We start from the raw sequence: 21875 nt of genomic DNA on the forward strand, positions 1-21875 counted from the left end.
GCGCCGGGGCGCCGGGGCGCCGGGGCGCCGGGCGCGTCAGCGTTTGCGCGAGAGGGTGATTCCGTCCGAGATGGCCAGCAGGACGGACTCCGTACGGGTGTCCGCCGCGACGTGGTCGTTGAACGCGCGGACGGCCGCCCCCCGGCTCTCCGGCGACTCGTCCAGGACCGTCCCGTGGTAGAGCGTGTTGTCCGTGACGATCAGCCCGCCCGGGCGCAGCCTCGGCACGAGCTCCTCCCAGTAGAGGATCTGGCTCGACTTGTCCGCGTCCACGTACGCCAGGTCGATGTGCGGCTCCGCCGGCATCGCGCGCAGCGTGTCCAGGGCGGGGGCGATGCGCAGGTCGATGCGGTCGGCGACGCCCGCCGCCTCCCAGGCCTCGCGCCCGTACCGGGTCCACTCCTCCGAGACGTCGCAGGCGATCAGGCGGCCGTCGGCGGGCAGGGCCTGGGCCATGGACAGGGCGGAGAAGCCGGTGAAGGTGCCGACCTCGACGATGTGGCGGGCGCCGGTCAGCCGGACCAGGAAGGCCAGCAGCGGCCCCTGTTCCTCGGCGGACTGCATGCCGGCCGCGTCCGGGAACTTCTCCCACGTGGTCGCGATCAGCCCCCGCTGGACCGCGTCCAGCGGGGGGTTGTGCGCGAGCACGTAGGCGTAGAGCTCATCGGTGATCTTGGTGCTGTTGCCCTTGGTCATGCGCTCAGTGTCGCAACCGCCCTGCCCAGTTCGCGGATGATCTCCTCACCGGCGAGTACGCCCCCCGTGGTCAGGGCCGTCACCGAGGGCGCCGTCCAGCCCGCGTCGGCCAGCTCTCCGTGGCCCGGCCGCCAGGCCCGGTCCGCCGCGAGCAGCAGGTCGGCGTCGAGCAGGGAGTCGCCCGCGGCCAGGGTGCTGGTGGCTCCGGTGCGCCGGGCCACCTCCCGCATGGCCGCGCTCTTGGTCAGCGGACGCGGGACGGCGTAGATCTTGCGGCCCTGGAGGGAGACCCCCCAGCCGCGCTCCGCCGCCCACTCCTCCAGTGCCTTCAGCCACGCGTCGGGGACCAGCGCGCGCTCGACGACGAGGTACGCGAAGAGGTCCTCCGCCAGCCGCGCCTTGCGCAGCCACGCCGGGTCGGACACGGACAGCAGGTGGGCGTGCACCTCCTCCAGGGGGGCGCACTCCCGCGCGAGTCGGGTGGCGACCGCGCGCCGCCAGTCCCGGTCCGGGACCCCGTCCACCAGCAGCTGGCCGCCGTTGGCGCAGATCGCGTACGGGGCGGGCCGGCCGGGGAAGCGGATCCGCTGGTACTGCTTGCGGGTACGGGTGGTGGTCGGGACGAAGACCGCCGACGGGTCGGCGGTCAGCTCGGCGAGCAGCCCGGCGGCCGTCTCCGTCATGTACGACAGCGGCTTGCTCTCGTGCACCTCGACGCACAGCAGCCGGGGGGCCTGGGCATCGGGCATGGTCAGGGCGAGGGCGGCCGCCGAGTAGATGAGGGTGCGGTCGAGATCACTGGCTACGAGGACGGTCACTTGGCGGCCACTGCCTTTCCGTCGGCGCCGGTGGCGCCGCGCGTGTATCGGGGGTGGATGAGTCCCACGCACGTGTAGGGCAGCCCGTCGACCTCCTCGACCGGCACCCCCCGCTGCTCCGCGAGCAGGCGTACGTGGTCCAGGTCGGCGCCGGCCCCGCGCTGGGCCAGGATCTTCCAGGGGACGCGGCGCAGCAGCACCCGGGTGGTCTCGCCGACGCCGGGCTTGACCAGGTTCACGTCGTGGATCCCGTACTCCTCGCTGATCCGCTCGACCGCCGCCCAGCCCACCCAGGTGGGGGTCCGGTCGGCCGCGAGCAGTTCCTTGACCTCCCCGTCCACGGCGTCGGCGACCGCGTCGAAGTGCGCGGCGACGGCGTCGACGAAGCCGGTCGAGACATCGGCCCCGGCGAGCTCGCGGTAGAACTTCGCGCCGTGGAAGTCGTCGGGGCCGACCAGGTCCGACCGCAGGACGGTACGCGAGACCAGGCCGGAGACCGTGGAGTTCAGGCAGGCGGAGGGGATCAGGAAGTCCTCGCGGGTGCCGTAGGTGCGCACGCAGGAGCCCGGGTCGGCGAGGACGACGATCTCCGGGTCGAAGCCCTCGAAGGCGGAGAGGGCCTCGCGCAGCTCGCGCGTGATGGCGCCCTTGCCGGTCCAGCCGTCGACGAAGACGACGTCGGCCGGATCGTGGTGGGCGGCCAGCCAGCGCAGCGCGTTGGCGTCGATGCCCCGGCCGCGCACGATGGAGACGGCGTAGTGCGGCAGGTCCAGGCCGTGCCGGGCGCGGGCCCAGCGGCGCATCAGCACCCCGACGGGCGTCCCGGCGCGGGCCAGGGAGACCAGGACCGGGGAGGGGGAGCGCTCGGCGAGCACGGTCTCGGTGACGGTGCCGACCGCCCGGGCCATCCGCGCCGCGGAGGCGGCGAGGGCGCTGCGGTAGAGCTCCTGGTAGCCCTCGGAGGGCTGGTACTCCACCGGCAGGGACTCGGCGTAGTGGGCGCCGCCCGCCTGGATGGCCTCCTCGCGCTCCTCGGTAGGGGCCTCCAGCTCGACGCCGGAGAGGTCCTGGAGCAGCCAGCCGACATCCTCGGGGGCGTACGAGGAGAAGGCCGGCCCGCGCAGCGGCTCGGCCAGGGCGGGCTCGGTCATGGTCGGCTCCTGCCGGTGGGAAAGGGACGAGGGGGCGGCGGAAGGGGCACCCGCAGCGGCACCCCCGGCGGCGTACGCCGGGACGTACGCCGGTACGACGGCCAGCAGGACCCGGCCGGTGTGCGGGGCGAGCTCCGCGAGGAGTCCCGTCCGCAGCTCGGGGGTGTCCCCGGCGGAGTCCACGACGGCGACCACGGTGTCGAAGCCCGCGCCCGCGACGTTGTAGGCGTACCGGTCGCCGGGACCGTCGGCCGGGGCGTCGTGGGCGGGGAAGACCAGCCGGCTGCGGATGGCGTAGCCGGGGTCGTCCAGGGCCAGTACGGGCGAGCGGGTCGTGGTGGAGAAGCGCACCTCGGTGGCGGCGCCCGACTCCTCCAGGGCCAGCGCGAGCCGCAGCGGCGCGTACATCAGCTCCTCGTTGCCGAGTACGAGGACCCGCCCGGGCGCCCCGCCCAGCGCGTCCGCGAGTTGCCCGGCGAGGGACGGGAGCGCCGCCTCCAGGGCCTCGCGGTGCGCGGGGGTGAAGCCGTGCCGGCCCCCGTCGGGAACTCCGGCGGGCCAGTCGAGCGGGATCCGGGTGACCGGGTCCGGGCGGTCCGCCGGGGAGGCGGCCCCCGGGGCGGAACGGGCGGAGCCGCCGGACTCCCCGCCGCGCCGTACGCCCCCGAGGGACCCGGAGGGAGCGGGCTGCGGCGGTGCGGCCTCGTACTCCTCGACCAGTGCCCGCCCCTTGGCCAGGACCCCCTCGGGGAGGGAGACCGTCCCGGAGGCGAGGGCTATGAGGTCGACGCGGGCGCCCAGCCCGTCGGCGAAGGCGGTCAGCCGGTCGCGGTCGGCGGGCGAGCGCATGTCGACGAGGGCGACGACCACGTAGTGGCCGCGCGGGTGGCGGGCGTGCAGGTCGCGGATGGTGTTCAGGACCGTGTTGCCGGTGGAGAACTCGTCGTCGACCAGGACCAGCGGCCCGTCGCCCGCCAGCAGTCGCGGGTCCTCGGGCAGCAGCAGGTGCGAGGTGGCGTGCGAGTGCGCCTCCTCGAAGCCGCCCGCGGTCGCCACTCCCGGCACGGGCCGGCGCGTGGAGTGCAGGTAGGGGGCGGTGCCCAGGCCGTCGGCGACGCAGTGGCCGAGGCCGGTCGCGGTCTCGGCGTACCCGAGGACCACCGCCGAGGCCGCCGCCTCCTCGCCGAGCAGGGCCCGCACCCGCTGCCCGAGTCCGTGCCCCGCGGCGTGGACCACCGCCGGGGACTGCGGGACGTGCTTGCCGAGCACCTGGGAGACCAGCAGGTGGGCCCGCTTGGGGTTGCGCCGCAGGGCGAGCCCGAGCAGGGAGTCCAGCCGCGGCGCCCCCGGGGCACCGCCGTCCTCCAGGGCGACGCCCAGCCGGTCCGCGACCCAGTCTCCCGACCACACCTCGTCGATCGTCTTCCCCTTCTCCGTCTGCGTGGGGCCCCCGTCCATCGGGTCCCCGTCCATCGGGTCCCCGTCCATCGGGCCGGCTTCCACCGGGCCCCTCCCGTCAGGATCCGTCCGCCCCGGGCGGCTCACACCCGGAGCCCGGCCGTGAGCAGGTCGACGAAGCCGACCTCTTCCCTGGCCACCCCGAAGACCTCGGCGCGCAGCATCGTGCGCTCGGCCCAGGCCCGGTGGGGCTTCACCTCGTTCATCTTGTTCGTGTAGGCGGAACGCATGACTCCGCCGCCGTCGCGCTCGGGGCGCAGGATGTCCTGCGCGTCGCTGAACTCCTCGTGCGAGACCACCGACAGGGCGTGGACGGGCGTGACGTGCGCCGGGTGGATGCAGGTCTTGCCCAGCAGTCCGTTGGCCCGGTCGAGCTCGATCTCGCGGAGCAGCCCGTCCAGGTCGTGCTCGATCAGGGCGGTGCGCAGCTCCTCCACGCCCTCCTCCAGGAAGGGGCTGCGGCGCAGCTGGGGCTTGAAGAGGCGCTGCTGGCTGCGGAAGTACTCCCACACGGGGCCGGTCACGGTGAAGCCGGTGCCGTCGGCACGGCTGAGGACGTTGACCACGTCGGCGATGACTCCGGCGACGATCTGGACGTCGTAGGCGGTCATGTCGGGGGTGCGGCGCAGCCCGTACACGGAGCAGAAGTCGGTGACGCCGAGCCGCAGGGCCAGCACCCGGTCGCGGTAGCGGTTCACGGTGCGCGCGATCCCGGCGAGGGCCTCGACGCGGGTCTCCAGGTGGAGGAGGTCCGGGCTCTCCAGGACGGGCATGGCGTACAGCCGGGGCAGTCCGGAGGCGGCCTCGGCTTCGGCGACGGCGTCGAGGAAGGCCGTTCCGCGACTTTCGGTGAACTTCGGGAGTACGAATCCGGCCAGGAGCCGGACCGGTCCGCCGAGCCGGCGCACGAGGTCGGGTATCTGCTCGGGCGTGCGGACGCGGATGAAGAGGAGCGGGAGGTCCTCGGTGCCGGCCGGGTCGGCGTCGAGGGCCGCGAACTGCCGTACGAGGTTCTCCTCGCCGCCCAGGACATCGGAGTCGCTGATGGAATCCTCCAGGCAGAGGACCATGGAGACGACTCCGCGGGCCGCCTGTTTGCGGATGTCGGCGGCCAGGTGCGGCCGGGTGGCCGGGCTGTAGAGGGTCGCCCCGAGCGCGGCGGCCAGCGTCCGGGCGGGCGAGGACGGGGAGAACTCCACCGGTTCCTGGTGGAACAGGTCCTTGCGGACAGTGGGCGATATGTGCCCGAAGTGACGCATGTGCTTCCCCCGTACTGCCTCGGCGGCCCAACTGGCGTGGCCGGTAATAGTACGTACGAACAGGAGTCAAGAGTTCCTCAAGCACATGAAGTTCCGGTAACCCTCATGCACCATGCCCAGCTCCGCGCGTTCTGGACAAGGCCCTACGGGGGGCCGCATTGTCCCGGTCCCGTCCGGGAGGGCAGGATGACGGGCATGACGCACGCGATGCAGAAGGGCTCGAACATCCCGGTGGCCCCCGTGGCGGTCCGGGCGGTGCTGCGCTGGACCACCGGCACCGAGGTGCCGGACGTGGACGCCTCCGCGCTGCTCGTGGGCGCGGACGGGCGCGTGCGCTCGGACGAGGACTTCGTGTTCTACAACCAGCCCCGCCATCCCTCCGGCGCGGTCTGGCGGCTGGGCAAGAAACAGCTGGGCGACGGGGTCACCGACGCGGTCCAGGCGGACCTGCGGGCCGTGACCCCGGCGGTGGACCGGATCCTCGTGGTGGCCTCCGCCGAGGACGTCCCCTTCCGACGGGTCCGGGACCTGCGGATCCTGCTCTACGACGCCACGCCGGGCGGCGGCCCCGAGCCGCTGGCCTACTTCGACGTGCGCCCCGAGACCGGCGCCGAGACGGCCCTGATCTGCGGGGAGCTGTACCGCCGGGGCGAGGGGTGGAAGTTCCGCGCGCTGGGCGAGGGCTACTCCGACGGGCTCGTGGGGCTGGCCACCGACCACGGGATCTCCGTGGACGAGAACGCAGAGAACGCCGAGAACGCCGCCGAGAGCACCCCCGCGCCCGGGCCCGGCTCCGGCCCGGCGGAGCCCGCGGCCCCCTCCGGCGCGAGGGGCGGACCCACCGACGAGCGGACCGCCGCCATGCGCCCCTCGGAGTCCGTGCCGCCGCTGCCGCCGGCCCCGCCCACCCAGGCCCCGCCGGCCGTCCCGCCCGCCTACGGGTACCCGCAGCCGGTGTCCCCGGCCCCGGTGCCCGCCGTGGTGCCGGCCCCGGCCGGGGACCCGTCGTTCCGGCTGCCGGTGCAGGGCCCGCAGTTCATCCGGCGCTGAGTCGCGGGGGCTCCGGTCAGGCCTTGGTGCTCTTGTAGCCCCGGCCCCACTGGAGCCCCCACCCGTACAGCCGGTCCAGCTCGGCCTGGAACCCGTAGACGAACTTCACCTCGCGGCGGACGATCAGCTCGCCCTTGACGTTCGCCAGGGAGAAGACGGCGCAGGAGCGGGCCTGCGGGTGCCGCTCGTCGAGCGGGATCTCGATCCGCGGCCCGGCCGTCGGGTAGAGGGTGACCATGGCGTGGGTCCGGTCGAAGGCCGGGGTCTGGTCGTAGATGTAGACGAAGACGAGCATCCGCTTGATCTCGTCGGCGTGGTCCAGGTTGATGTAGAGCGTCTCCCCGGAGCCCGAACCGAAGCGGTCGTCCCCGCTGAGCTTGACGTACGGCGGGTCGTTGAGGTCGCCCAGCAGGTTGCCCAGCGGCTGTACGGCGCCCCGGGTGCCGTCGGTCAGCTCGTACAGGCAGCCCATGTCCAGGTCGACGTTGACCATGCCCTGGGTGTGCGCCTGCACCATGTCGGGTTTGAAGAGTTTGAACGGATGCCGCAGGAGCTGTCCGCTCTGGCCGGCGGCCCGGCCGCCGATGTCCGAGGTGCGCATGCGCCACGAGAGGTTCACGCGCAGGTTGCCGTGCACCGCCTGCTGGCGGGTGAGCGACACCGTCGACTGCCGCTTGGTCAGCTCGATCGCGTTCGAGGACGCCTGCCCCGAGTCGAACCCCATGGCGCGCGCGCCCCTGATCCCGTCGAAGAACCCCATGTCCCAACCCCCCAGGTCGGTCCGTCCGCGCACCGGACGTGCGGCGGATGTGCACCCGGTGTGCACCGGATGCGCGGCGGGGCGGCCCCGCGGTCCGATGGATCCGCGCGGCCGCCCCGTCAAAACCGAAACGGTTCTGTGGAAAGGGTTCCGCATTCAGGGCCGGGTCACACCCCCGCCCCGACCTCCGCCTGTGCTCCGTCGCCGCCGCCCTCCGCCGCGAGGCGGTTGTTGCGGCGCACCGAGGACCAGAAGGACCAGGCGATGAGCACGACGCCGACGAGACCGGTGATGATCTCGTTGATCTCGTACTGGATGGTGACGAGCAGGATCACGGCGAGGGCGCCGATGGCGTAGTGGGCGCCGTGCTCCAGGTAGACGTAGTCGTCGAGGGTGCCCTGGCGGACCAGGTAGACCGTGAGCGACCGGACGTACATGGCACCGATGCCCAGGCCGAGCGCCATGAGCACGATGTCGTTGGTGATGGCGAAGGCGCCGATGACCCCGTCGAAGGAGAAGGAGGCGTCGAGGACTTCCAGGTAGAGGAACATGAAGAACGCGGCCTTGCCGGCCATGACCACGGCCGAGACGGGCTTGCCGCTCCGCTTGGCCTCTTCCTCCGCCTCGTGCTCGGCTTCCTCCTCTTCCTCCAGCCTGTTCTCGAAGAAGCCGGAGAGGCCGCCGACGATCATGTACGTGATCAGGCCGAGGATGCCGGAGATCAGGACGGTCTGCGCCTTGTCCACGTGGACGCCGCCGTGCTGGTGGGCATGGGCCGCGAAGGTCATCGAGGTGATGACGAGGACGATCAGGGCGATGCACGCGGAAAGCATGTCGATCTTGCCGAGCTTCGCGAGCGGACGCTCCAGCCAGGCGAGCCACTTGATGTCGCGGTCCTCGAAAATGAAGTCGAGGAAGATCATCAGCAGGAACATGCCACCGAAGGCGGCAATGGACGGGTGAGCGTCCGTGACCAGCTGCTCGTACATGTCCTTGTCGTTCATGGCGAGATCGACGGCCTCGATCGGCCCGATCTTCGCGCTGATCGCCACGATGACGACGGGGAAGACCAGGCGCATGCCGAACACGGCGATGAGGACACCGACGGTGAGGAAGATCTTCTGCCAGAAGGCGTTCATCTTCTTCAGGATTCCGGCGTTGACCACCGCATTGTCGAAGGAGAGCGAGATCTCCAGGATCGACAGGATCGCAACGATCCCGAGAGCGGGCCATCCCCCGTACAACACCGCAGCGGCCAGACCGAGCGCAGTGATTGCGAACGACCAGCCGAAGGTTTTGAGAACCACTGGCACCCCATCGTCTTGTACGGCTTTACGAAACGTTGACCCCGAAGTCTAGAGCGATGCCCCGCAGCCCCGACGCGTACCCCTGCCCTACCGCACGGAACTTCCATTCCCCGCCGTACCGGTAGACCTCGCCGAAGATCATCGCCGTCTCGCTGGAGGCGTCCTCGGTCAGGTCGTAGCGGGCGAGTTCCAGGTCGTCCGCCAGGTTCACCACACGGATGAAGGCATTGCTCACCTGGCCGAAGCTCTGCCGGCGGCTGTCCGCATCGTGGATCGAGACCGGGAAGACGATCTTGTCGACCTGGGCCGGGACCTTGGTGAGGTCGATGATGATCGACTCGTCGTCGCCTTCACCCTCGCCGGTGAGGTTGTCCCCGGTGTGTTCGACGGAGCCTTCGGGGCTCTTCAGGTTGTTGTAGAAGACGAAGTACTCGTCCCCGAGCACACGGCCACTGTTGCACAGCAGCGCGCTGGCATCGAGGTCGAAGTCCGCCCCCGTGGTCGAGCGCGCGTCCCATCCGAGGCCGACCAGAACCCGGGTGAGGTTGGGTGCGGCCTTGGACAGGGAGACGTTGCCCCCCTTGGCGAGTGTGACGCCCATGATGTTGGTCCTCCCCGGACGACGTGGTGATGGTGACACGGCCACCAACGGTCATGGTGGCAAAGCCGGACCGGCGCCGTACACACAGGTGCACGGCGCCGGTCGGACGGACTGCTCTCGGACTCAGACGTTGACGCCGAAGTCCTGCGCGATGCCGCGCAGGCCGGAGGCGTAGCCCTGGCCGATGGCACGGAACTTCCACTCCGCGCCGTTGCGGTACAGCTCGCCGAAGACCATGGCGGTCTCGGTCGAGGCGTCCTCGGAGAGGTCGTAGCGGGCGAGCTCGCTGTTGTCGGCCTGGTTCACGACGCGGATGTAGGCGTTGCGGACCTGGCCGAAGCTCTGCTGGCGGCTCTCGGCCTCGTAGATCGAGACGGGGAAGACGATCTTGGCGACATCGGCGGGGACGCCGGCCAGGTTGACCTTGATGGCCTCGTCGTCGCCCTCGCCCTCACCGGTGGTGTTGTCACCGGTGTGCTCGACCGAGCCGTCCGGGCTCTTCAGGTTGTTGAAGAACACGAAGTTCGAGTCGTTGGCGACCTTGCCCTGGTCGTTGGTCAGGATCGCGCTGGCGTCGAGGTCGAAGTCGACACCGGTGGTGGTGCGAGCGTCCCAGCCCAGACCGACGATGACCGCCGTCAGGTTAGGCGCGGCCTTGGTCAGCGAGACGTTGCCGCCCTTGCTGAGGCTGACTCCCACAGGTCCTCCATTGGTATGTGTGTGGGGCGGAGCCCCGTCGTGCGGTTGCTACCTGGATCAACGTTCAGATCCTAGTGACGGGTTCCCGCCCGCAGGCGGTTTTCCGGCGACGGATCCGCCCCCGGCCCTCAGATGGCGTCGAGGGCCTTGATGTACTCGTTCAGGTCACGCGCGTCGGGCAGTCCGTTGACGACGGTCCAGCGCACGACGCCGTCCTTGTCGATGATGAAGGTGCCGCGGACCGCGCAGCCCTTCTCCTCGTCGAAGACGCCGTAGGCGCGGGAGGTCTCGCCGTGCGGCCAGAAGTCGGACAGCAGCGGGTACTCCAGGCCCTCCTGCTCGGCGAAGACCCGCAGGGTCGGCACCGAGTCGTTGGAGACGGCCAGCAGCTGCACGTCGTCGTTCTGGAAGCGGGGCAGCTGGTCGCGGAGCTCGCACAGCTCGCCGGTGCACACCCCGGTGAAGGCGAACGGGTAGAAGAGGAGCACCACGGCCTTCTCCCCCCGGAAGTCGGAGAGCCGCACGGTCGCGCCGTGGTTGTCCTTGAGCTCGAAGTCCGGGGCCTTGGTTCCGACCTCGATCGCCATCTTTCGCATCCCTTCGTTCCTGCATCGCTGCACGGGGCTGTTCGGGTGAGTCCCAGCCTAGGCGCGGCCGGCCCGCCGAACGCGCACACCCCGCCGACCGCGGAAGAACCGGGGCGACGGGGTGTGCGTCCGCTGTGGTGCGGGTCTACGGCTCAGCGCTTGGCCTTGGCGGCCTTCGGCGTCACCAGCTTGGTGGAGGTCCACTCCTTGCCGACGGGCAGGCCCTTGGCGAGGGAGAGGCCGGCCGTCTCGGCCGCCTCGCTGATGTCGCTGGCCTCGACGTAGCCGTCACGGCCCGTCTTGGGGGTCAGCAGCAGGATCAGTGCGCCGTCCTCGACCAGCTCGGTCGCATCGACCAGGGCGTCCGTCAGATCGCCGTCCTCGTCGCGGAACCACAACAGCACCGCGTCGGCGACGTCGTCGTAGTCCTCGTCGGCGAGCTCGCTGACGAGCTTCTCGACGGCGTCACGGAATTCCTGATCGACGTCGTCGTCGTAGCCGATCTCCTGGACCACCTGTTCGGACTGGAAACCCAGCCGGGCGGCCAGGCTCTCCGCGTGGTCCGCGGTCGCGCTCACGGGGTGCCTCCTGCTCATGTTCGGTGAATGTCTTTCGGCGGCGCGCGTACGCGCAGCATTGGGCGTAGTCCACACGGGCGCGGCGGATCGCGCAAGTACCCGGCCGCCGGGACCGCCGAAACGGTGACGATTGCGGCCGTCTCGCCGCAACTTTCAGGCTTCCCTGGTCTACCACCCGTGATTCATCCCACACCATTCCAGCTCATTCGGCATCGCATGAGGACTTTCCTACCTGTTTGAGGGACGAACGGCCTTACGAACCCCCTGATCGTCTTGGGCGTAAGGTTGCGATTTGGCCCGGCCCCCGGCAGTGCCGACGGCCGCTCCTTCTCCGCTCCAGGTGTTACCCAGTGGTAGAGGTGAAGATTTCGGCCGAGCGTAAGACCATGGGAGGCGGCGACCCAAGGCACGACTCCCCCGACAGCGAAGGAACAGCGTGGCTTCCGCATCCGATCGCAATCCGATCATCATTGGCGGCCTCCCCAGCCAGGTCCCGGACTTCGATCCGGAAGAGACGCAGGAGTGGCTCGACTCCCTGGACGCCGCGATCGACGAGCGGGGCCGCGAACGTGCCCGCTACCTGATGCTGCGCCTGATCGAGCGGGCCCGCGAGAAGCGCGTGGCCGTGCCCGAGATGCGCAGCACGGACTACGTCAACACGATCGCCACCAAGGACGAGCCGTTCTTCCCCGGCAACGAGGAGATCGAGCGCAAGGTCCTGAACGCCACCCGGTGGAACGCGGCCGTCATGGTCTCGCGCGCCCAGCGCCCCGGCATCGGCGTCGGCGGCCACATCGCCACCTTCGCGTCCTCCGCCTCCCTCTACGACGTGGGCTTCAACCACTTCTTCCGGGGCAAGGACGAGGGCGACGGCGGCGACCAGATCTTCTTCCAGGGCCACGCCTCCCCCGGCATCTACGCCCGCGCCTACCTCCTGGACCGGCTCTCCGAGCAGCAGCTCGACGCGTTCCGGCAGGAGAAGTCGAAGGCCCCGTACGGGCTCTCCAGCTACCCGCACCCGCGGCTGATGCCGGACTTCTGGGAGTTCCCGACGGTCTCGATGGGCCTCGGCCCGCTCGGCGCGATCTACCAGGCCCGGATGAACCGGTACATGGAGGCGCGCGGGATCGCCGACACCTCGAAGTCACACGTGTGGGCGTACCTCGGCGACGGCGAGATGGACGAGCCGGAGTCGCTCGGCCAGCTGTCCATCGCCGCCCGCGAGGGTCTGGACAACCTGACCTTCGTCGTCAACTGCAACCTCCAGCGCCTCGACGGCCCGGTGCGCGGCAACGGCAAGATCATCCAGGAGCTGGAGTCGCAGTTCCGCGGCGCCGGCTGGAACGTCATCAAGCTGATCTGGGACCGCTCCTGGGACCCGCTGCTGGCGCAGGACCGCGACGGCATCCTGGTCAACAAGATGAACTCGACCCCGGACGGGCAGTTCCAGACGTACGCCACCGAGTCCGGCGCGTACGTCCGCGACCACTTCTTCGGCGGCGACCAGCGGCTGCGCGCGATGGTCGAGAACATGACCGACCAGCAGATCCAGCACCTGGGCCGCGGCGGTCACGACCACAAGAAGGTCTACGCGGCCTACGCGGCGGCCAAGGCCCACAAGGGCCAGCCGACGGTGATCCTGGCGCAGACGGTCAAGGGCTGGACGCTGGGTCCGAACTTCGAGGGCCGCAACGCCACGCACCAGATGAAGAAGCTGACGGTCGACGACCTCAAGCGCTTCCGCGACCGCCTGCACATCCCGGTCACCGACAAGCAGCTGGAGGACGGCGCGCCGCCGTACTACCACCCGGGCCGCAACTCGCCCGAGATCCAGTACATGCACGACCGCCGCAGCGCGCTGGGCGGCTACGTGCCGACCCGCGTGGTGCGCTCGAAGCCGCTGCAGCTGCCGGGCGACGCGGCGTACGCGGCCGCCAAGAAGGGCTCGGGGCACCAGTCGATCGCCACCACGATGGCGTTCGTCCGCATCCTGAAGGACCTGATGCGGGACAAGGAGATCGGCAAGCGGTTCGTGCTGATCGCGCCCGACGAGTACCGCACCTTCGGCATGGACGCCTTCTTCCCGAGCGCCAAGATCTACAACCCGCTCGGCCAGCAGTACGAGGCGGTCGACCGCGACCTGCTGCTCGCCTACAAGGAGTCCCCGACCGGGCAGATGCTGCACGACGGCATCTCGGAAGCGGGCTGCACCGCCTCGCTGATCGCCGCGGGTTCGGCGTACGCGACGCACGGCGAGCCGCTGATCCCGGTGTACGTCTTCTACTCGATGTTCGGTTTCCAGCGCACCGGTGACCAGTTCTGGCAGATGGCCGACCAGCTCGCGCGCGGTTTCGTCCTCGGCGCGACCGCGGGCCGGACCACCCTGACGGGTGAGGGCCTCCAGCACGCCGACGGTCACTCCCAGCTGCTGGCGTCGACCAACCCGGGCTGCGTGGCGTACGACCCGGCCTACGGCTACGAGATCGCGCACATCGTCAAGGACGGCCTGCGGCGGATGTACGGCCCCGACGCCGAGGACGTCTTCTACTACCTGACGGTCTACAACGAGCCGATCCAGCACCCGGCCGAGCCGGCCGGCGTGGACGTGGACGGCATCCTCCGGGGCATCCACCGCGTCTCGCAGGGCACCGAGGGCGCCATCGGGGCGCAGATCCTGGCCTCGGGCGTGGCGGTGCCGTGGGCGCTGGAGGCGCAGCGGATCCTGGCGGCCGACTGGAACGTCCGGGCGGACGTCTGGTCGGCGACCTCGTGGAACGAGCTGCGCCGCGAGGCCGTCGAGGTGGACCGGCACAACCTGCTCCACCCCGAGGAGGAGCAGCGCGTTCCGTACGTGACCCGGAAGCTGTCCGGCGCGGAGGGGCCGTTCGTGGCGGTCTCGGACTGGATGCGCTCGGTGCCGGACCAGATCGCGCGCTGGATCCCGGGGACGTACACCTCGCTGGGCGCGGACGGCTTCGGCTTCGCCGACACGCGCGGCGCGGCCCGGCGCTTCTTCCACATCGACGCGCAGTCGGTGGTCCTGGCGACGCTGACCGAGCTGGCCCGTGAGGGCAGGATCGACCGCTCGCTGCTGAAGCAGGCCATCGACCGCTACCAGCTGCTGGACGTGGCGGCGGCCGATCCGGGCGCCGCGGGCGGCGACGCGTAACGCTCACCCGTGAGCGGGGGCGCCGGGACACTTGGCCCGGCGCCCCTTACTCGTTCTTTACGATGCTGGGCATGAAGCAACCCTCCCGTCAGGCGCGGTGGGAGCGCCGTACGCAGGTTCCGCTGCTGGTGCTCGCCGTGGCCTTCGCCGTCGCCTACGCCGTGCCCATCGTCGCGCCCGACGCGGACGGGAGCGTGCACCGGGCGTGCACGCACGCGGAGTGGGTGGTGTGGGCCGCGTTCGCGGTCGACTACCTGGTCCGCCTCGGGCTGGCGGCGGACCGCCGGGTGTTCGTGCGGACGCACTGGCTGGACCTGGCGGCGGTGGTGCTGCCGCTGGTCCAGCCGCTGCGGCTGCTGCGGCTGGTGGCCACGCTGATGCTGGTGGGGCGCCGGGCCCGGATGGCTCCGCAGGTCCGGCTGACCACGTACGTGGCCGGGGCCGTGGTGGGGCTGCTGATGTTCGGCTCGCTGGCGGTGCTGAGCGTGGAGCGGGACGCCCCCCACGGCAACATCAAGAACCTGGGCGACGCGGTGTGGTGGTCCTTCACCACCATGACCACGGTCGGGTACGGGGACCACTCCCCCACCACGGGGCTCGGGCGCCTCGTGGCGGTCGGGCTGATGCTGTCGGGGATCGCCCTGCTGGGTGTGGTGACGGCCAACATCGCCGCCTGGTTCATCGCCCGCTTCGAGCGGGACGACCAGGTGGAGCGGCTCCAGCTGGCGGCCATCCGGGAGCTCCAGCAGGAGGTGCGGGCGCTGCGGGACGAGGTGGCCCGGCTCGGCGGAGGCGGAGGCGGAGGCGGCAGCAGCGGCGGCGGCCCGGAGCAGGAGGCGGAGGCGATGCCCGCCCAGGCCGCCGCCACCGCCGCCCGCGCCGGTCAGGCGGGGCTTACGTCTCCCACACCTTGAACGCCCTGACCTGGTAGGGGGACTGGGGCAACAGGACCCCGTCGCCGGGGTAGGTCTGGAACTCCCCGGTCTCCGCGCACACGTCCGACTGGTACGTGGTCACGGGGCGCCCGGTCCGGTTGATGAGGGACTGGTAGGTGCCGGCGGGGAGCGCGGTGCAGCTGTTGATGGTGAGGGTGCTGAGGTCGTAGACCTGCTTGGTCCCCTTGAAGTCCGGTTTGGTCCACAGGCACAGCTCCCCCGTGGCACAGGCCGGCGCGGCGGCGGCCCGGGCGCCGGTGGCGTGGGCCCCGGTGGCGGTGGCCGGGATCAGGGCGGTGGCCGCCAGCAGGGCGGCGGCGAGGGTGGTGGCACGAGCGGTGGTCCACGTACGCATGACGGTTCGGCTCCTCGTTGACGAGACGGGCCCCGGACGGTTTCCGAAGGCTTCGTGGCACCACGCTGACCTGCGGCGACGGCCGGGCGGAAGGGGCTGCGGGCGGGTCCACCCTGATAGGCGACAGCCCCGCCGGAACCATCCGGCGGGGCTGCGTCGGGCGTGCGGTTGACCCGGTGGTAACGGCCGGGCGGGCGGCTCAGATGTGGGCCGCTCCCGCACCGGCGGCGGCGTGGTGCTCCCCGCGCCTGGTGAAGCAGGCCACCACCGCGGCGACGACGGCGACGAGGCCCGCGACGGTGAAGGCCGTGCTCATCCCGGAGACGAAGGTGTCGTGGGCGACGGCCGCGATGGCCCGGGCCACCGGCTCGGGGGCGCCGGGCGGCACCGGGGCGATGCCGACCTGGACGCCCTTCTGCGCCAGGTCCAGCTGCTCCGGGGTGAGCGGGGGCAGCTGCGCCTTCTCCCAGTTGTCCCCGAAAGTGTGACCGACCCGGGCCGCCATGACCGCGCCGAGGACCGCGGTGCCCAGGCTTCCGCCGACCTGCATGGCGGCCTGCTGGAGGCCGCCGGCCACACCCGAGAGTTCCAGCGGGGCGTTTCCGACGATGACCTCGGTGGCGCCGACCATGACGGGCGCCAGCCCGAGGCCGAGGAGGGCGAACCAGAGCGACATGGTGAGGGTGCCGGTGCCCGGGGTGAGCCGGGCCATCCCGAAGCAGGCGACGGCGGTGGCGACCATCCCGGCGACGAGCGGCAGGCGCGGGCCCGCCTTGGTGATGGCGGCGCCGGCCAGCGGCGAGCCGATGATCATCATGCCGGTGAGCGGGAGCAGGTGCAGGCCGCTGTCGACCGGGCTCATGCCGTGCACGTTCTGCAGGTAGAAGGTGACGAAGAAGAGCCCGCCCATGAAGGCGAAGGCCATCAGGACCATCAGCACGGTGCCCGCGGACAGCGGCACCGAGCGGAACATCCCCAGCGGGATCAGCGGCTCGGCGACCTTGGACTCCCAGACGGCGAACACCGCGAAGCAGACGGCCGAGGCGCCCAGGAAGAGCAGGGTCCTGGTGTCCCCCCAGCCCCACTCGGCCGCCTTGATCAGGGCCCAGATCAACGAGAACATCCCGCCCGACAGCAGCACGATGCCGATGACGTCGAAGGAGCGCGGGGCCTTCTCGGCGCGGTGGTCGAGCAGGACGAACAGCCCGAAGAGCAGGGCGACGACGCCGACGGGCACGTTGATGAAGAAGACGGACTGCCAGCTGGCGTGCTCGACGAGCAGACCGCCGACGATGGGCCCGGCCGCGGTCGAGGCGCCGATGACCATGCCCCAGATCCCGATCGCCATGTTGAGCTTCCCGGCGGGGAAGGTGGCGCGCAGCAGGCCGAGGGCCGCGGGCATCAGCAGGGCGCCGAAGACGCCCTGGGCGACGCGGAAGCCGATGACCAGGCCGACGCCGGAGGACAGGCCGATCGCGGCGGAGGAGAGCGCGAAGCCGGCGATGCCGATGAGGAAGGTCTGGCGGTGTCCGAAGCGGTCGCCGAGCTTTCCGGCGGTGATCAGGGAGACCGCGAGGGCCAGCAGGTAGCCGTTGGTGATCCACTGCACCTCGGCGAGGCTGGCGCCGAGGTCCTTCTGGATCGCGGGGTTGGCGACGGCGACGATGGTGCCGTCGAGGGTGACCATCATGACCCCGATCGCCACGGCGAAGAGGGTGAGCCATGGATGACCGCGCCGTCCGGTGCGGCCGCGCGAGGGGTCCGATTCCTTGGCGAGGGTGATCTGACTCGTCATACCGCCAGGTTAGTGACAGCGACTGACACTTCACAGACGGCTTAGCGAGACGGTCGCTGTCAGCTCGGTCACAGGTACCCTGACCGCTCACTCAGCGTCAGAAGGGAGCCATGGTGATGACCGACCTGCGGCCGGCACCGGCCGCCCCGGCGGCCGGACTGCGCGAACGCAAGAAGCGGCGCACCCGGGACGCCCTGCTGCGCTCCGCCCTGCTCCTGTTCGTCTCGCAGGGCTTCGAACGGACCACCGTCGACGAGATCACCGATGCCGTGGACGTCTCCCAGCGCACCTTCTTCCGCTACTTCGCGAACAAGGAGGAGGTCGCCTTCGCCGTCCAGGACCTCGTCGAGTCGCACTTCGTCGCCGCCCTGCGGGCCCGGCCCGCCGCCGAGGGGCCCTTCGCCGCCATGCGCGCCGCGGTGCTCGCCGCCTGGGACACCGTCGAGGAGGCCATCTCCGAGGTGGTCCCCGTGGACCTGTACATGCGGGGCTACCAGCTGATCGAGTCCACCCCGGCCCTGCTCGCCGTGCACCTGCGGCGCTCCACGGAGCTGGAGGAGCGGATCGCCCGGCTGATCGCCGCCCGCGAGGGCCTGGACGTCGACGCCGACCCCCGCCCCCGGGTCGCCGTGGCCGCGTTCTGCGGGGTGATGCGCGTCACCGGCCGGCTGTGGGGGCAGGGCGAGGACGCGAGCGTCGCCGCCATCCGGCGGATGACGCAGACCTACCTCGACCAGATCGGCCCGGCCCTCGCGGCCGACTGGCGCGGGCCCCGGCCCGCGGGCGCGGCCGCCCCCGCCGCGGGCTGAGCGCGGCGCGTCCCGCGGGGCGGACGCCGCGCCGACGGGGGCGGCCGGCAACCCACCGTGACCGGAGGGGCGGTGCCTCCACGTACGGCCGTGAGACCGGTCACCCGGAGCGCCACGGGCTCGACCGGTCTCCTACGCTGGCTCCAGTGAACCTGCCCGGCCACCCCGCCCACTCCGCCGACGACGACGTCTCCGTACGTCCGGCCGCCCTGCGCATGATGCTCGCGCTCGCCGTGGTCTTCCTGATGCTGGCGACGACCGGCTGGACCGCCGTGCACCGCCCCGAGACGCCGGCCGCGCCGCGCGCCCTCGCGCTCGCGGCGTGGGCCGTGGCCCGGATCGACGGACGGCCCGTACCGGCGGCCGACTCCCCCGTACGGACGGTCTCGCGCTTCTTCGCCGGTCTCGACGCCGCCCAGCGGTCCCGGCTCGCCGACGGCTACCCGCTCGTGGTCGGCAACCTCGACGGGGCCCCGGCCGAGACCCGCTACCGGGCCAACCGCGCCGCCCTGACCCAGGCCGCCCGGGTCGAGGAGGCCCGCGGCAAGGACGTCGCGCTGACCCCGTCCGACCGGGCGGCCGCGATACGCCGCGCCCACCGCTTCGAGTCGCTGGCCGAGCCCGGCCGGCAGATCCTCGTCTTCGACCCCACCGGCTCCGGCCTCGCGGCCGAGGTGTTCGGCAACCTCGCCGCCGCCCGCCGGGTCTCGGTGATCGTGCCCGGCGTCGACACCGACGCCGTGACCTTCGAGCGCAGCCAGCGCCGCCTCACCGCCCCCGTCGGCATGGCGCAGTCCCTGTACGAGGCCGAGCGCGCGGCCGCGCCCGGCGCCTCCAGCGCCGTCATCGCCTGGGCGGGCTACACCGCGCCCACCGGCCTCGGCGTGGACGCCGCGACCGGCCGGCTCGCCGTCCTGGGCGCCGCGCGGCTGGAATCGCTGGCCGCGGCCCTGCCCGGGGACGCCAGCGTGGCCCTGTTCTGCCACAGCTACGGCTCCGTGGTGTGCGGGGTGGCCGCGCACAGGCTGCCGGGCCGGGTGACGGACGTGGTGGTGGCCGGCAGCCCCGGCATGCGCGCCGGGAACGCGGCCGAACTGCACACCTCCGCGCGGGTCTGGGCCATGCGGGACGAGGGCGACTGGATCGCCGACGTACCGCACCTGGAGTTCGGCGGGCTGGGGCACGGCGCGGATCCGGTCTCCGCGGCGTTCGGGGCCCGGGTGCTGTCCTCGGCCGGGGCCAGGAGCCATACCGGTTATTTCGAGCCAGGGACCGCCTCCTTGGACAACTTCGCCAAGATCGGAACCGGCGCCTTCGGTTCCGTCGCGTGTGCGAGCGGCGCCGACGACTGCCGACGCGGAATTTCCGGCACCCAAGGCCCCTGAGGGCCACCGCCTCCGGCCCGCGGGCGTCGCAGACGGAAAAACGGCATGGCCGACGAGGGGGACGCGCAGGGGTGCGTCCCTCTACGATGTGCCGCATGGGTGACGTACTGGCCGGAAATCATGCCGTCTGGGAGTTCGACTCGGACTCGGTGCTCATCCGCTTCGCACGGGGGATACGGACGCCACGGCTCTGGCACGCGCTGGGCGAGCGGCGGATCCCCCTGGAAGCGTTGTCCGGGGTGAGCGTGGAGGTGACCGGGGGCCGGCGCGACGCGGTGGTGCTGCGCGCCGTGCCGCGTGCGGGGGCGGATCCGCTGATGGAGGCTGCCGCCGGGCAGCTGAAGGAGGTCTGCGACCCCTACCGGCTGACCCTGCCCGGGGACCGGGCGGCGCAGGCCGGGGAATTCGCCGACGCGCTGCGCGAGCGGCTGGACCCCGGGGCGGCCGAGCCCTGTGACCACTTCCTGGTCGACGTCCCGCAGCCACCGCTGCACCTGAAGGCGTACGACGCCCGGGTGGGCTTCGACGGCTCGGCCGTCACCTTCCAGTGGTCGCGCACCGGCGCCTCCAGCACCAAGTGGCGGGCGGGCGACCAGCGGTTCGCGCTGACCGCCCTGTCCGGCGTCGAGTGGGTCTCCCCCGAGCGCCCGGGCATCGGGCACCTGCGCCTGCTGCCCCGGGACCCCGCCCCCGGGGTCGGCGACCCCCGCGCGGACCACGACCTGGCCGCCGCCGTGTTCGGGATCGGCTACGGGGCCGTCCACGAGTCCCTGCCGTTCGCGGCGGCCGTCCTCGCGGCCCTGCGCGCCCGCACCCCGGTGGCCTCGCTGCCCCGCGCCCGCTCCGCCGAGGCCGCCCGCCTGCGGCACCTGAGCGAGCTCTACGGCGCGGGCCTGCTGACCGACTCGGAGTACGAGGCCCTGCGCGAGCGCCTCTCCGCGGACGCGTAGGCCCTCCCGGATCCCGCCGCCGCCGACCCCGGCGCTGCCCGACCCGGCGCCGCCCGACCCCGCCGCCCGCTCCCGCCGCTAGCCCTCCTCGCGCGCCGCCGAGCTGAAGGTCATGTCCGGGTAGCGGTCCCCCGCGACCCGGCCCGCGACCGGCTCCAGCAGCGCCAGCTCCGGCCCGCTCAGCGTGATCCGGGTCGCCGCGGTGTTCTCCGCGACCCGGCCGGGCCTGCGGGTGCCCGGGATCGGGACCACCGGCAGCCCGTGCACCGCCGCCCGCTGCTGCACCCAGGCCAGCGCCACCTGCGCCGGGCTGGCCCCGTGCGCCCGCGCGATCTCCCGGACCGGGTCCAGCAGCGCCGCGTTGGCCTTGGCGTTGACCCCGGTGAAGCGGGGCTGGTGGCGCCGGTAGTCGTCGGCCGGCAGCTCGGCGGCGGCGTCCGCGAAGGACCCCGTCAGGAAGCCCCGCCCGAGCGGGGAGTACGGCACGAAGGCCACGCCCAGTTCCGCCGCCGCCCCGACCGCGCTGCGCTCCACGTCCCGGCTGAAGAGCGACCACTCCGACTGGAGCGCCGCGATCGGGTGCACCGCGTACGCCTCGCGCAGTTCCGGCCCGGTGACCTCGCTGAGCCCCAGGTGGCGCACCTTGCCCTCGCGCACCAGCTCGGCCATGGCGCCGACGGACTCGGAGAACGGCACGGCCGGGTCGCGCCGGTGCATGTAGTACAGGTCGATCACGTCCACCCCGAGCCGCCGCAGGCTGCCCTCGACGGCCCGGCGGACGTACGCCCGGTCGTTGCGGATGCCCCGGTGGGCGGGGTCGTCGGTGCGCTCGATGGCGAACTTCGTGGCGAGGGTGATCTCGTCCCGGTGAGCGGCGACGAACGGCGCGAGGAACTCCTCGTTCGCCCCGCGCCCGTAGGCGTCCGCGGTGTCGAAGAGGGTCACCCCGGCGGCCAGCGCCGCGTCCAGGGTCGCCCGCGCCGCCGCCTCGTCGGTGTCCCCGTAGAACTCGCTGATGCCCATGCAGCCGAGCCCCTGGACCCCGACGACGGGGCCTCCCCTGCCCAGCTCCACCCGCTCGATGGTGGTGTGCTCCGTCATGACCGTGCCTTCCCCGCGACCGTGTTCAGCGCGTACATCTCGATCTTGTAGTCCAGGACGCCGAGCGCGTCGGACAGCTCGGCGATCCGGGCCCGCACCTCGCGGCGGGTGTGCTCCAGCAGTTCACGGCGCTCGTCGACCGTGTGGTCGCCCTCGCGGACGAGTTCCGCGTAGCGGACCATGTCCGCCACCGACATCCCGGTGGCGCGCAGCTTGCCGACGAAGGCCAGCCAGCCGAGGTCCTTGTCGGTGAACCGGCGCTGGCCCGAGTGGGAGCGGTCCACATGCGGCATGAGGCCGATCCGCTCGTACCAGCGCAGCGTGTGCTGGGTCAGACCGGTCCGGGCCTCGACCTCGCTGATCGTGTACCGCGTCTGCGTCTGCATCTGCGTCAGGCTCTGGCTCATGGCTC

The 21875-nt window shown here is 72.0% G+C and carries 20 protein-coding genes; 6 read left to right on the plus strand and 14 right to left on the minus strand.

The features are described from left to right. Positions 1 to 36: 36 nt before the first annotated feature. The 4 genes from ACFYYT_RS08245 to ACFYYT_RS08260 all read right to left on the minus strand — a co-directional run bounded on the left by ACFYYT_RS08245 (position 37) and on the right by ACFYYT_RS08260 (position 5382). Positions 37 to 696, minus strand: a complete 660-nt coding sequence (locus ACFYYT_RS08245; RefSeq protein ID WP_351821474.1) for a class I SAM-dependent methyltransferase — start codon at positions 694 to 696, stop codon at positions 37 to 39. Continuing rightward, a complete protein-coding gene (locus ACFYYT_RS08250) occupies positions 693 to 1514 on the minus strand; it encodes an HAD family hydrolase (protein WP_351821471.1) in 822 nt (273 codons plus the stop codon). Before ACFYYT_RS08250 ends, ACFYYT_RS08245 begins: the two co-directional genes overlap by 4 nt. Continuing rightward, complete coding sequence (locus tag ACFYYT_RS08255) at positions 1511 to 4123, minus strand: phosphoribosyltransferase (RefSeq protein ID WP_351821554.1); 2613 nt, start codon at positions 4121 to 4123, stop codon at positions 1511 to 1513. Before ACFYYT_RS08255 ends, ACFYYT_RS08250 begins: the two co-directional genes overlap by 4 nt. Before the next feature lie 83 nt (positions 4124 to 4206). Further along, positions 4207 to 5382 carry an HpcH/HpaI aldolase/citrate lyase family protein gene (locus tag ACFYYT_RS08260; protein WP_351821468.1) on the minus strand — a complete coding sequence of 392 codons (1176 nt, stop codon included), beginning with the start codon at positions 5380 to 5382 and terminating at the stop codon, positions 4207 to 4209. A 195-nt stretch (positions 5383 to 5577) separates the two neighbouring features. On the opposite strand from ACFYYT_RS08260, the gene ACFYYT_RS08265 reads away from it, so the two are divergent. Further along, positions 5578 to 6432 (plus strand): TerD family protein, encoded by an 855-nt coding sequence (locus ACFYYT_RS08265; protein ID WP_351821551.1) that lies wholly within the window; start codon positions 5578 to 5580, stop codon positions 6430 to 6432. A gap of 16 nt (positions 6433 to 6448) precedes the next feature. On the opposite strand, the gene ACFYYT_RS08270 is transcribed toward ACFYYT_RS08265, so the two are convergent. From ACFYYT_RS08270 to ACFYYT_RS08295, 6 genes are all read right to left on the minus strand, one after another. Next, a complete protein-coding gene (locus ACFYYT_RS08270; protein WP_351821465.1) occupies positions 6449 to 7192 on the minus strand; it encodes a Tellurium resistance in 744 nt (247 codons plus the stop codon). Between the two features lie 167 nt (positions 7193 to 7359). Then, positions 7360 to 8499 carry a DUF475 domain-containing protein gene (locus ACFYYT_RS08275; protein ID WP_351821462.1) on the minus strand — a complete coding sequence of 380 codons (1140 nt, stop codon included), beginning with the start codon at positions 8497 to 8499 and terminating at the stop codon, positions 7360 to 7362. 25 nt (positions 8500 to 8524) lie between these two features. Then, a complete protein-coding gene (locus ACFYYT_RS08280; protein WP_351821459.1) occupies positions 8525 to 9100 on the minus strand; it encodes a TerD family protein in 576 nt (191 codons plus the stop codon). 123 nt (positions 9101 to 9223) lie between these two features. Beyond that, positions 9224 to 9799, minus strand: coding sequence for a TerD family protein (locus tag ACFYYT_RS08285; RefSeq protein ID WP_030160471.1), 576 nt, complete (start codon positions 9797 to 9799; stop codon positions 9224 to 9226). A 128-nt stretch (positions 9800 to 9927) separates the two neighbouring features. Continuing rightward, positions 9928 to 10386: a peroxiredoxin gene (locus ACFYYT_RS08290; protein WP_351821548.1), complete on the minus strand. Its 459-nt coding sequence runs from the start codon at positions 10384 to 10386 to the stop codon at positions 9928 to 9930. A 152-nt stretch (positions 10387 to 10538) separates the two neighbouring features. Further along, the gene (locus ACFYYT_RS08295; protein ID WP_030009300.1) at positions 10539 to 10964 is read right to left on the minus strand and encodes a DUF3052 domain-containing protein; all 426 of its coding nucleotides are present in this window, start codon (positions 10962 to 10964) and stop codon (positions 10539 to 10541) included. A 436-nt stretch (positions 10965 to 11400) separates the two neighbouring features. On the opposite strand from ACFYYT_RS08295, the gene aceE reads away from it, so the two are divergent. Together aceE and ACFYYT_RS08305 are read left to right on the plus strand one after the other, a co-directional pair. Continuing rightward, entirely contained in the window at positions 11401 to 14133 is a 2733-nt protein-coding gene (gene aceE / locus ACFYYT_RS08300) for a pyruvate dehydrogenase (acetyl-transferring), homodimeric type (protein WP_351821455.1), read from the plus strand. Positions 14134 to 14204: 71 nt separating this feature from the next. After that, the gene (locus ACFYYT_RS08305) at positions 14205 to 15047 is read left to right on the plus strand and encodes a potassium channel family protein (protein ID WP_351821452.1); all 843 of its coding nucleotides are present in this window, start codon (positions 14205 to 14207) and stop codon (positions 15045 to 15047) included. On the opposite strand, the gene ACFYYT_RS08310 is transcribed toward ACFYYT_RS08305, so the two are convergent. Together ACFYYT_RS08310 and ACFYYT_RS08315 are read right to left on the minus strand one after the other, a co-directional pair. Continuing rightward, positions 15028 to 15423, minus strand: coding sequence for a peptidase inhibitor family I36 protein (locus ACFYYT_RS08310; protein ID WP_351821449.1), 396 nt, complete (start codon positions 15421 to 15423; stop codon positions 15028 to 15030). The genes ACFYYT_RS08305 and ACFYYT_RS08310 overlap by 20 nt on opposite strands. A gap of 199 nt (positions 15424 to 15622) precedes the next feature. Then, the gene (locus tag ACFYYT_RS08315) at positions 15623 to 17218 is read right to left on the minus strand and encodes an MFS transporter (RefSeq protein WP_351821446.1); all 1596 of its coding nucleotides are present in this window, start codon (positions 17216 to 17218) and stop codon (positions 15623 to 15625) included. A gap of 116 nt (positions 17219 to 17334) precedes the next feature. Between ACFYYT_RS08315 and ACFYYT_RS08320 the strand changes: the two genes are divergently transcribed. From ACFYYT_RS08320 to ACFYYT_RS08330, 3 genes are all read left to right on the plus strand, one after another. After that, positions 17335 to 18027 carry a TetR/AcrR family transcriptional regulator gene (locus tag ACFYYT_RS08320; protein WP_351821545.1) on the plus strand — a complete coding sequence of 231 codons (693 nt, stop codon included), beginning with the start codon at positions 17335 to 17337 and terminating at the stop codon, positions 18025 to 18027. 215 nt (positions 18028 to 18242) lie between these two features. Then, on the plus strand, positions 18243 to 19412 hold the full coding sequence (locus ACFYYT_RS08325) for an alpha/beta hydrolase (protein ID WP_351821542.1): 1170 nt from the start codon (positions 18243 to 18245) through the stop codon (positions 19410 to 19412). A 95-nt stretch (positions 19413 to 19507) separates the two neighbouring features. Next, complete coding sequence (locus ACFYYT_RS08330; RefSeq protein WP_351821443.1) at positions 19508 to 20362, plus strand: DUF4429 domain-containing protein; 855 nt, start codon at positions 19508 to 19510, stop codon at positions 20360 to 20362. 78 nt (positions 20363 to 20440) lie between these two features. On the opposite strand, the gene ACFYYT_RS08335 is transcribed toward ACFYYT_RS08330, so the two are convergent. Both ACFYYT_RS08335 and ACFYYT_RS08340 read right to left on the minus strand, forming a co-directional pair. Further along, complete coding sequence (locus ACFYYT_RS08335) at positions 20441 to 21463, minus strand: aldo/keto reductase (protein ID WP_351821441.1); 1023 nt, start codon at positions 21461 to 21463, stop codon at positions 20441 to 20443. Then, complete coding sequence (locus ACFYYT_RS08340) at positions 21460 to 21870, minus strand: MerR family transcriptional regulator (RefSeq protein ID WP_351821438.1); 411 nt, start codon at positions 21868 to 21870, stop codon at positions 21460 to 21462. The genes ACFYYT_RS08335 and ACFYYT_RS08340 overlap by 4 nt, the downstream gene beginning before the upstream one ends. Positions 21871 to 21875: the final 5 nt, after the last annotated feature.

Source organism: Streptomyces sp. NPDC002032, assembly GCF_042890765.1.
Lineage (GTDB): Bacteria > Actinomycetota > Actinomycetes > Streptomycetales > Streptomycetaceae > Streptomyces.

What these genes read in the sequence shown, in the direction of transcription:
- ACFYYT_RS08310 (WP_351821449.1), bottom strand. Translation starts at nt 15,423, where the DNA reads ATGCGTACGTGGACCACCGCTCGTGCCACCACCCTCGCCGCCGCCCTG.
- ACFYYT_RS08315 (WP_351821446.1), bottom strand. Translation starts at nt 17,218, where the DNA reads ATGACGAGTCAGATCACCCTCGCCAAGGAATCGGACCCCTCGCGCGGC.
- ACFYYT_RS08255 (WP_351821554.1), bottom strand. Translation starts at nt 4,123, where the DNA reads ATGGACGGGGGCCCCACGCAGACGGAGAAGGGGAAGACGATCGACGAG.
- ACFYYT_RS08280 (WP_351821459.1), bottom strand. Translation starts at nt 9,100, where the DNA reads ATGGGCGTCACACTCGCCAAGGGGGGCAACGTCTCCCTGTCCAAGGCC.
- ACFYYT_RS08270 (WP_351821465.1), bottom strand. Translation starts at nt 7,192, where the DNA reads ATGGGGTTCTTCGACGGGATCAGGGGCGCGCGCGCCATGGGGTTCGAC.
- ACFYYT_RS08330 (WP_351821443.1), top strand. Translation starts at nt 19,508, where the DNA reads ATGGGTGACGTACTGGCCGGAAATCATGCCGTCTGGGAGTTCGACTCG.
- ACFYYT_RS08340 (WP_351821438.1), bottom strand. Translation starts at nt 21,870, where the DNA reads ATGAGCCAGAGCCTGACGCAGATGCAGACGCAGACGCGGTACACGATC.
- ACFYYT_RS08305 (WP_351821452.1), top strand. Translation starts at nt 14,205, where the DNA reads ATGAAGCAACCCTCCCGTCAGGCGCGGTGGGAGCGCCGTACGCAGGTT.
- ACFYYT_RS08320 (WP_351821545.1), top strand. Translation starts at nt 17,335, where the DNA reads ATGACCGACCTGCGGCCGGCACCGGCCGCCCCGGCGGCCGGACTGCGC.
- ACFYYT_RS08265 (WP_351821551.1), top strand. Translation starts at nt 5,578, where the DNA reads ATGACGCACGCGATGCAGAAGGGCTCGAACATCCCGGTGGCCCCCGTG.
- ACFYYT_RS08260 (WP_351821468.1), bottom strand. Translation starts at nt 5,382, where the DNA reads ATGCGTCACTTCGGGCACATATCGCCCACTGTCCGCAAGGACCTGTTC.
- ACFYYT_RS08290 (WP_351821548.1), bottom strand. Translation starts at nt 10,386, where the DNA reads ATGGCGATCGAGGTCGGAACCAAGGCCCCGGACTTCGAGCTCAAGGAC.
- ACFYYT_RS08325 (WP_351821542.1), top strand. Translation starts at nt 18,243, where the DNA reads ATGATGCTCGCGCTCGCCGTGGTCTTCCTGATGCTGGCGACGACCGGC.
- ACFYYT_RS08245 (WP_351821474.1), bottom strand. Translation starts at nt 696, where the DNA reads ATGACCAAGGGCAACAGCACCAAGATCACCGATGAGCTCTACGCCTAC.
- ACFYYT_RS08335 (WP_351821441.1), bottom strand. Translation starts at nt 21,463, where the DNA reads ATGACGGAGCACACCACCATCGAGCGGGTGGAGCTGGGCAGGGGAGGC.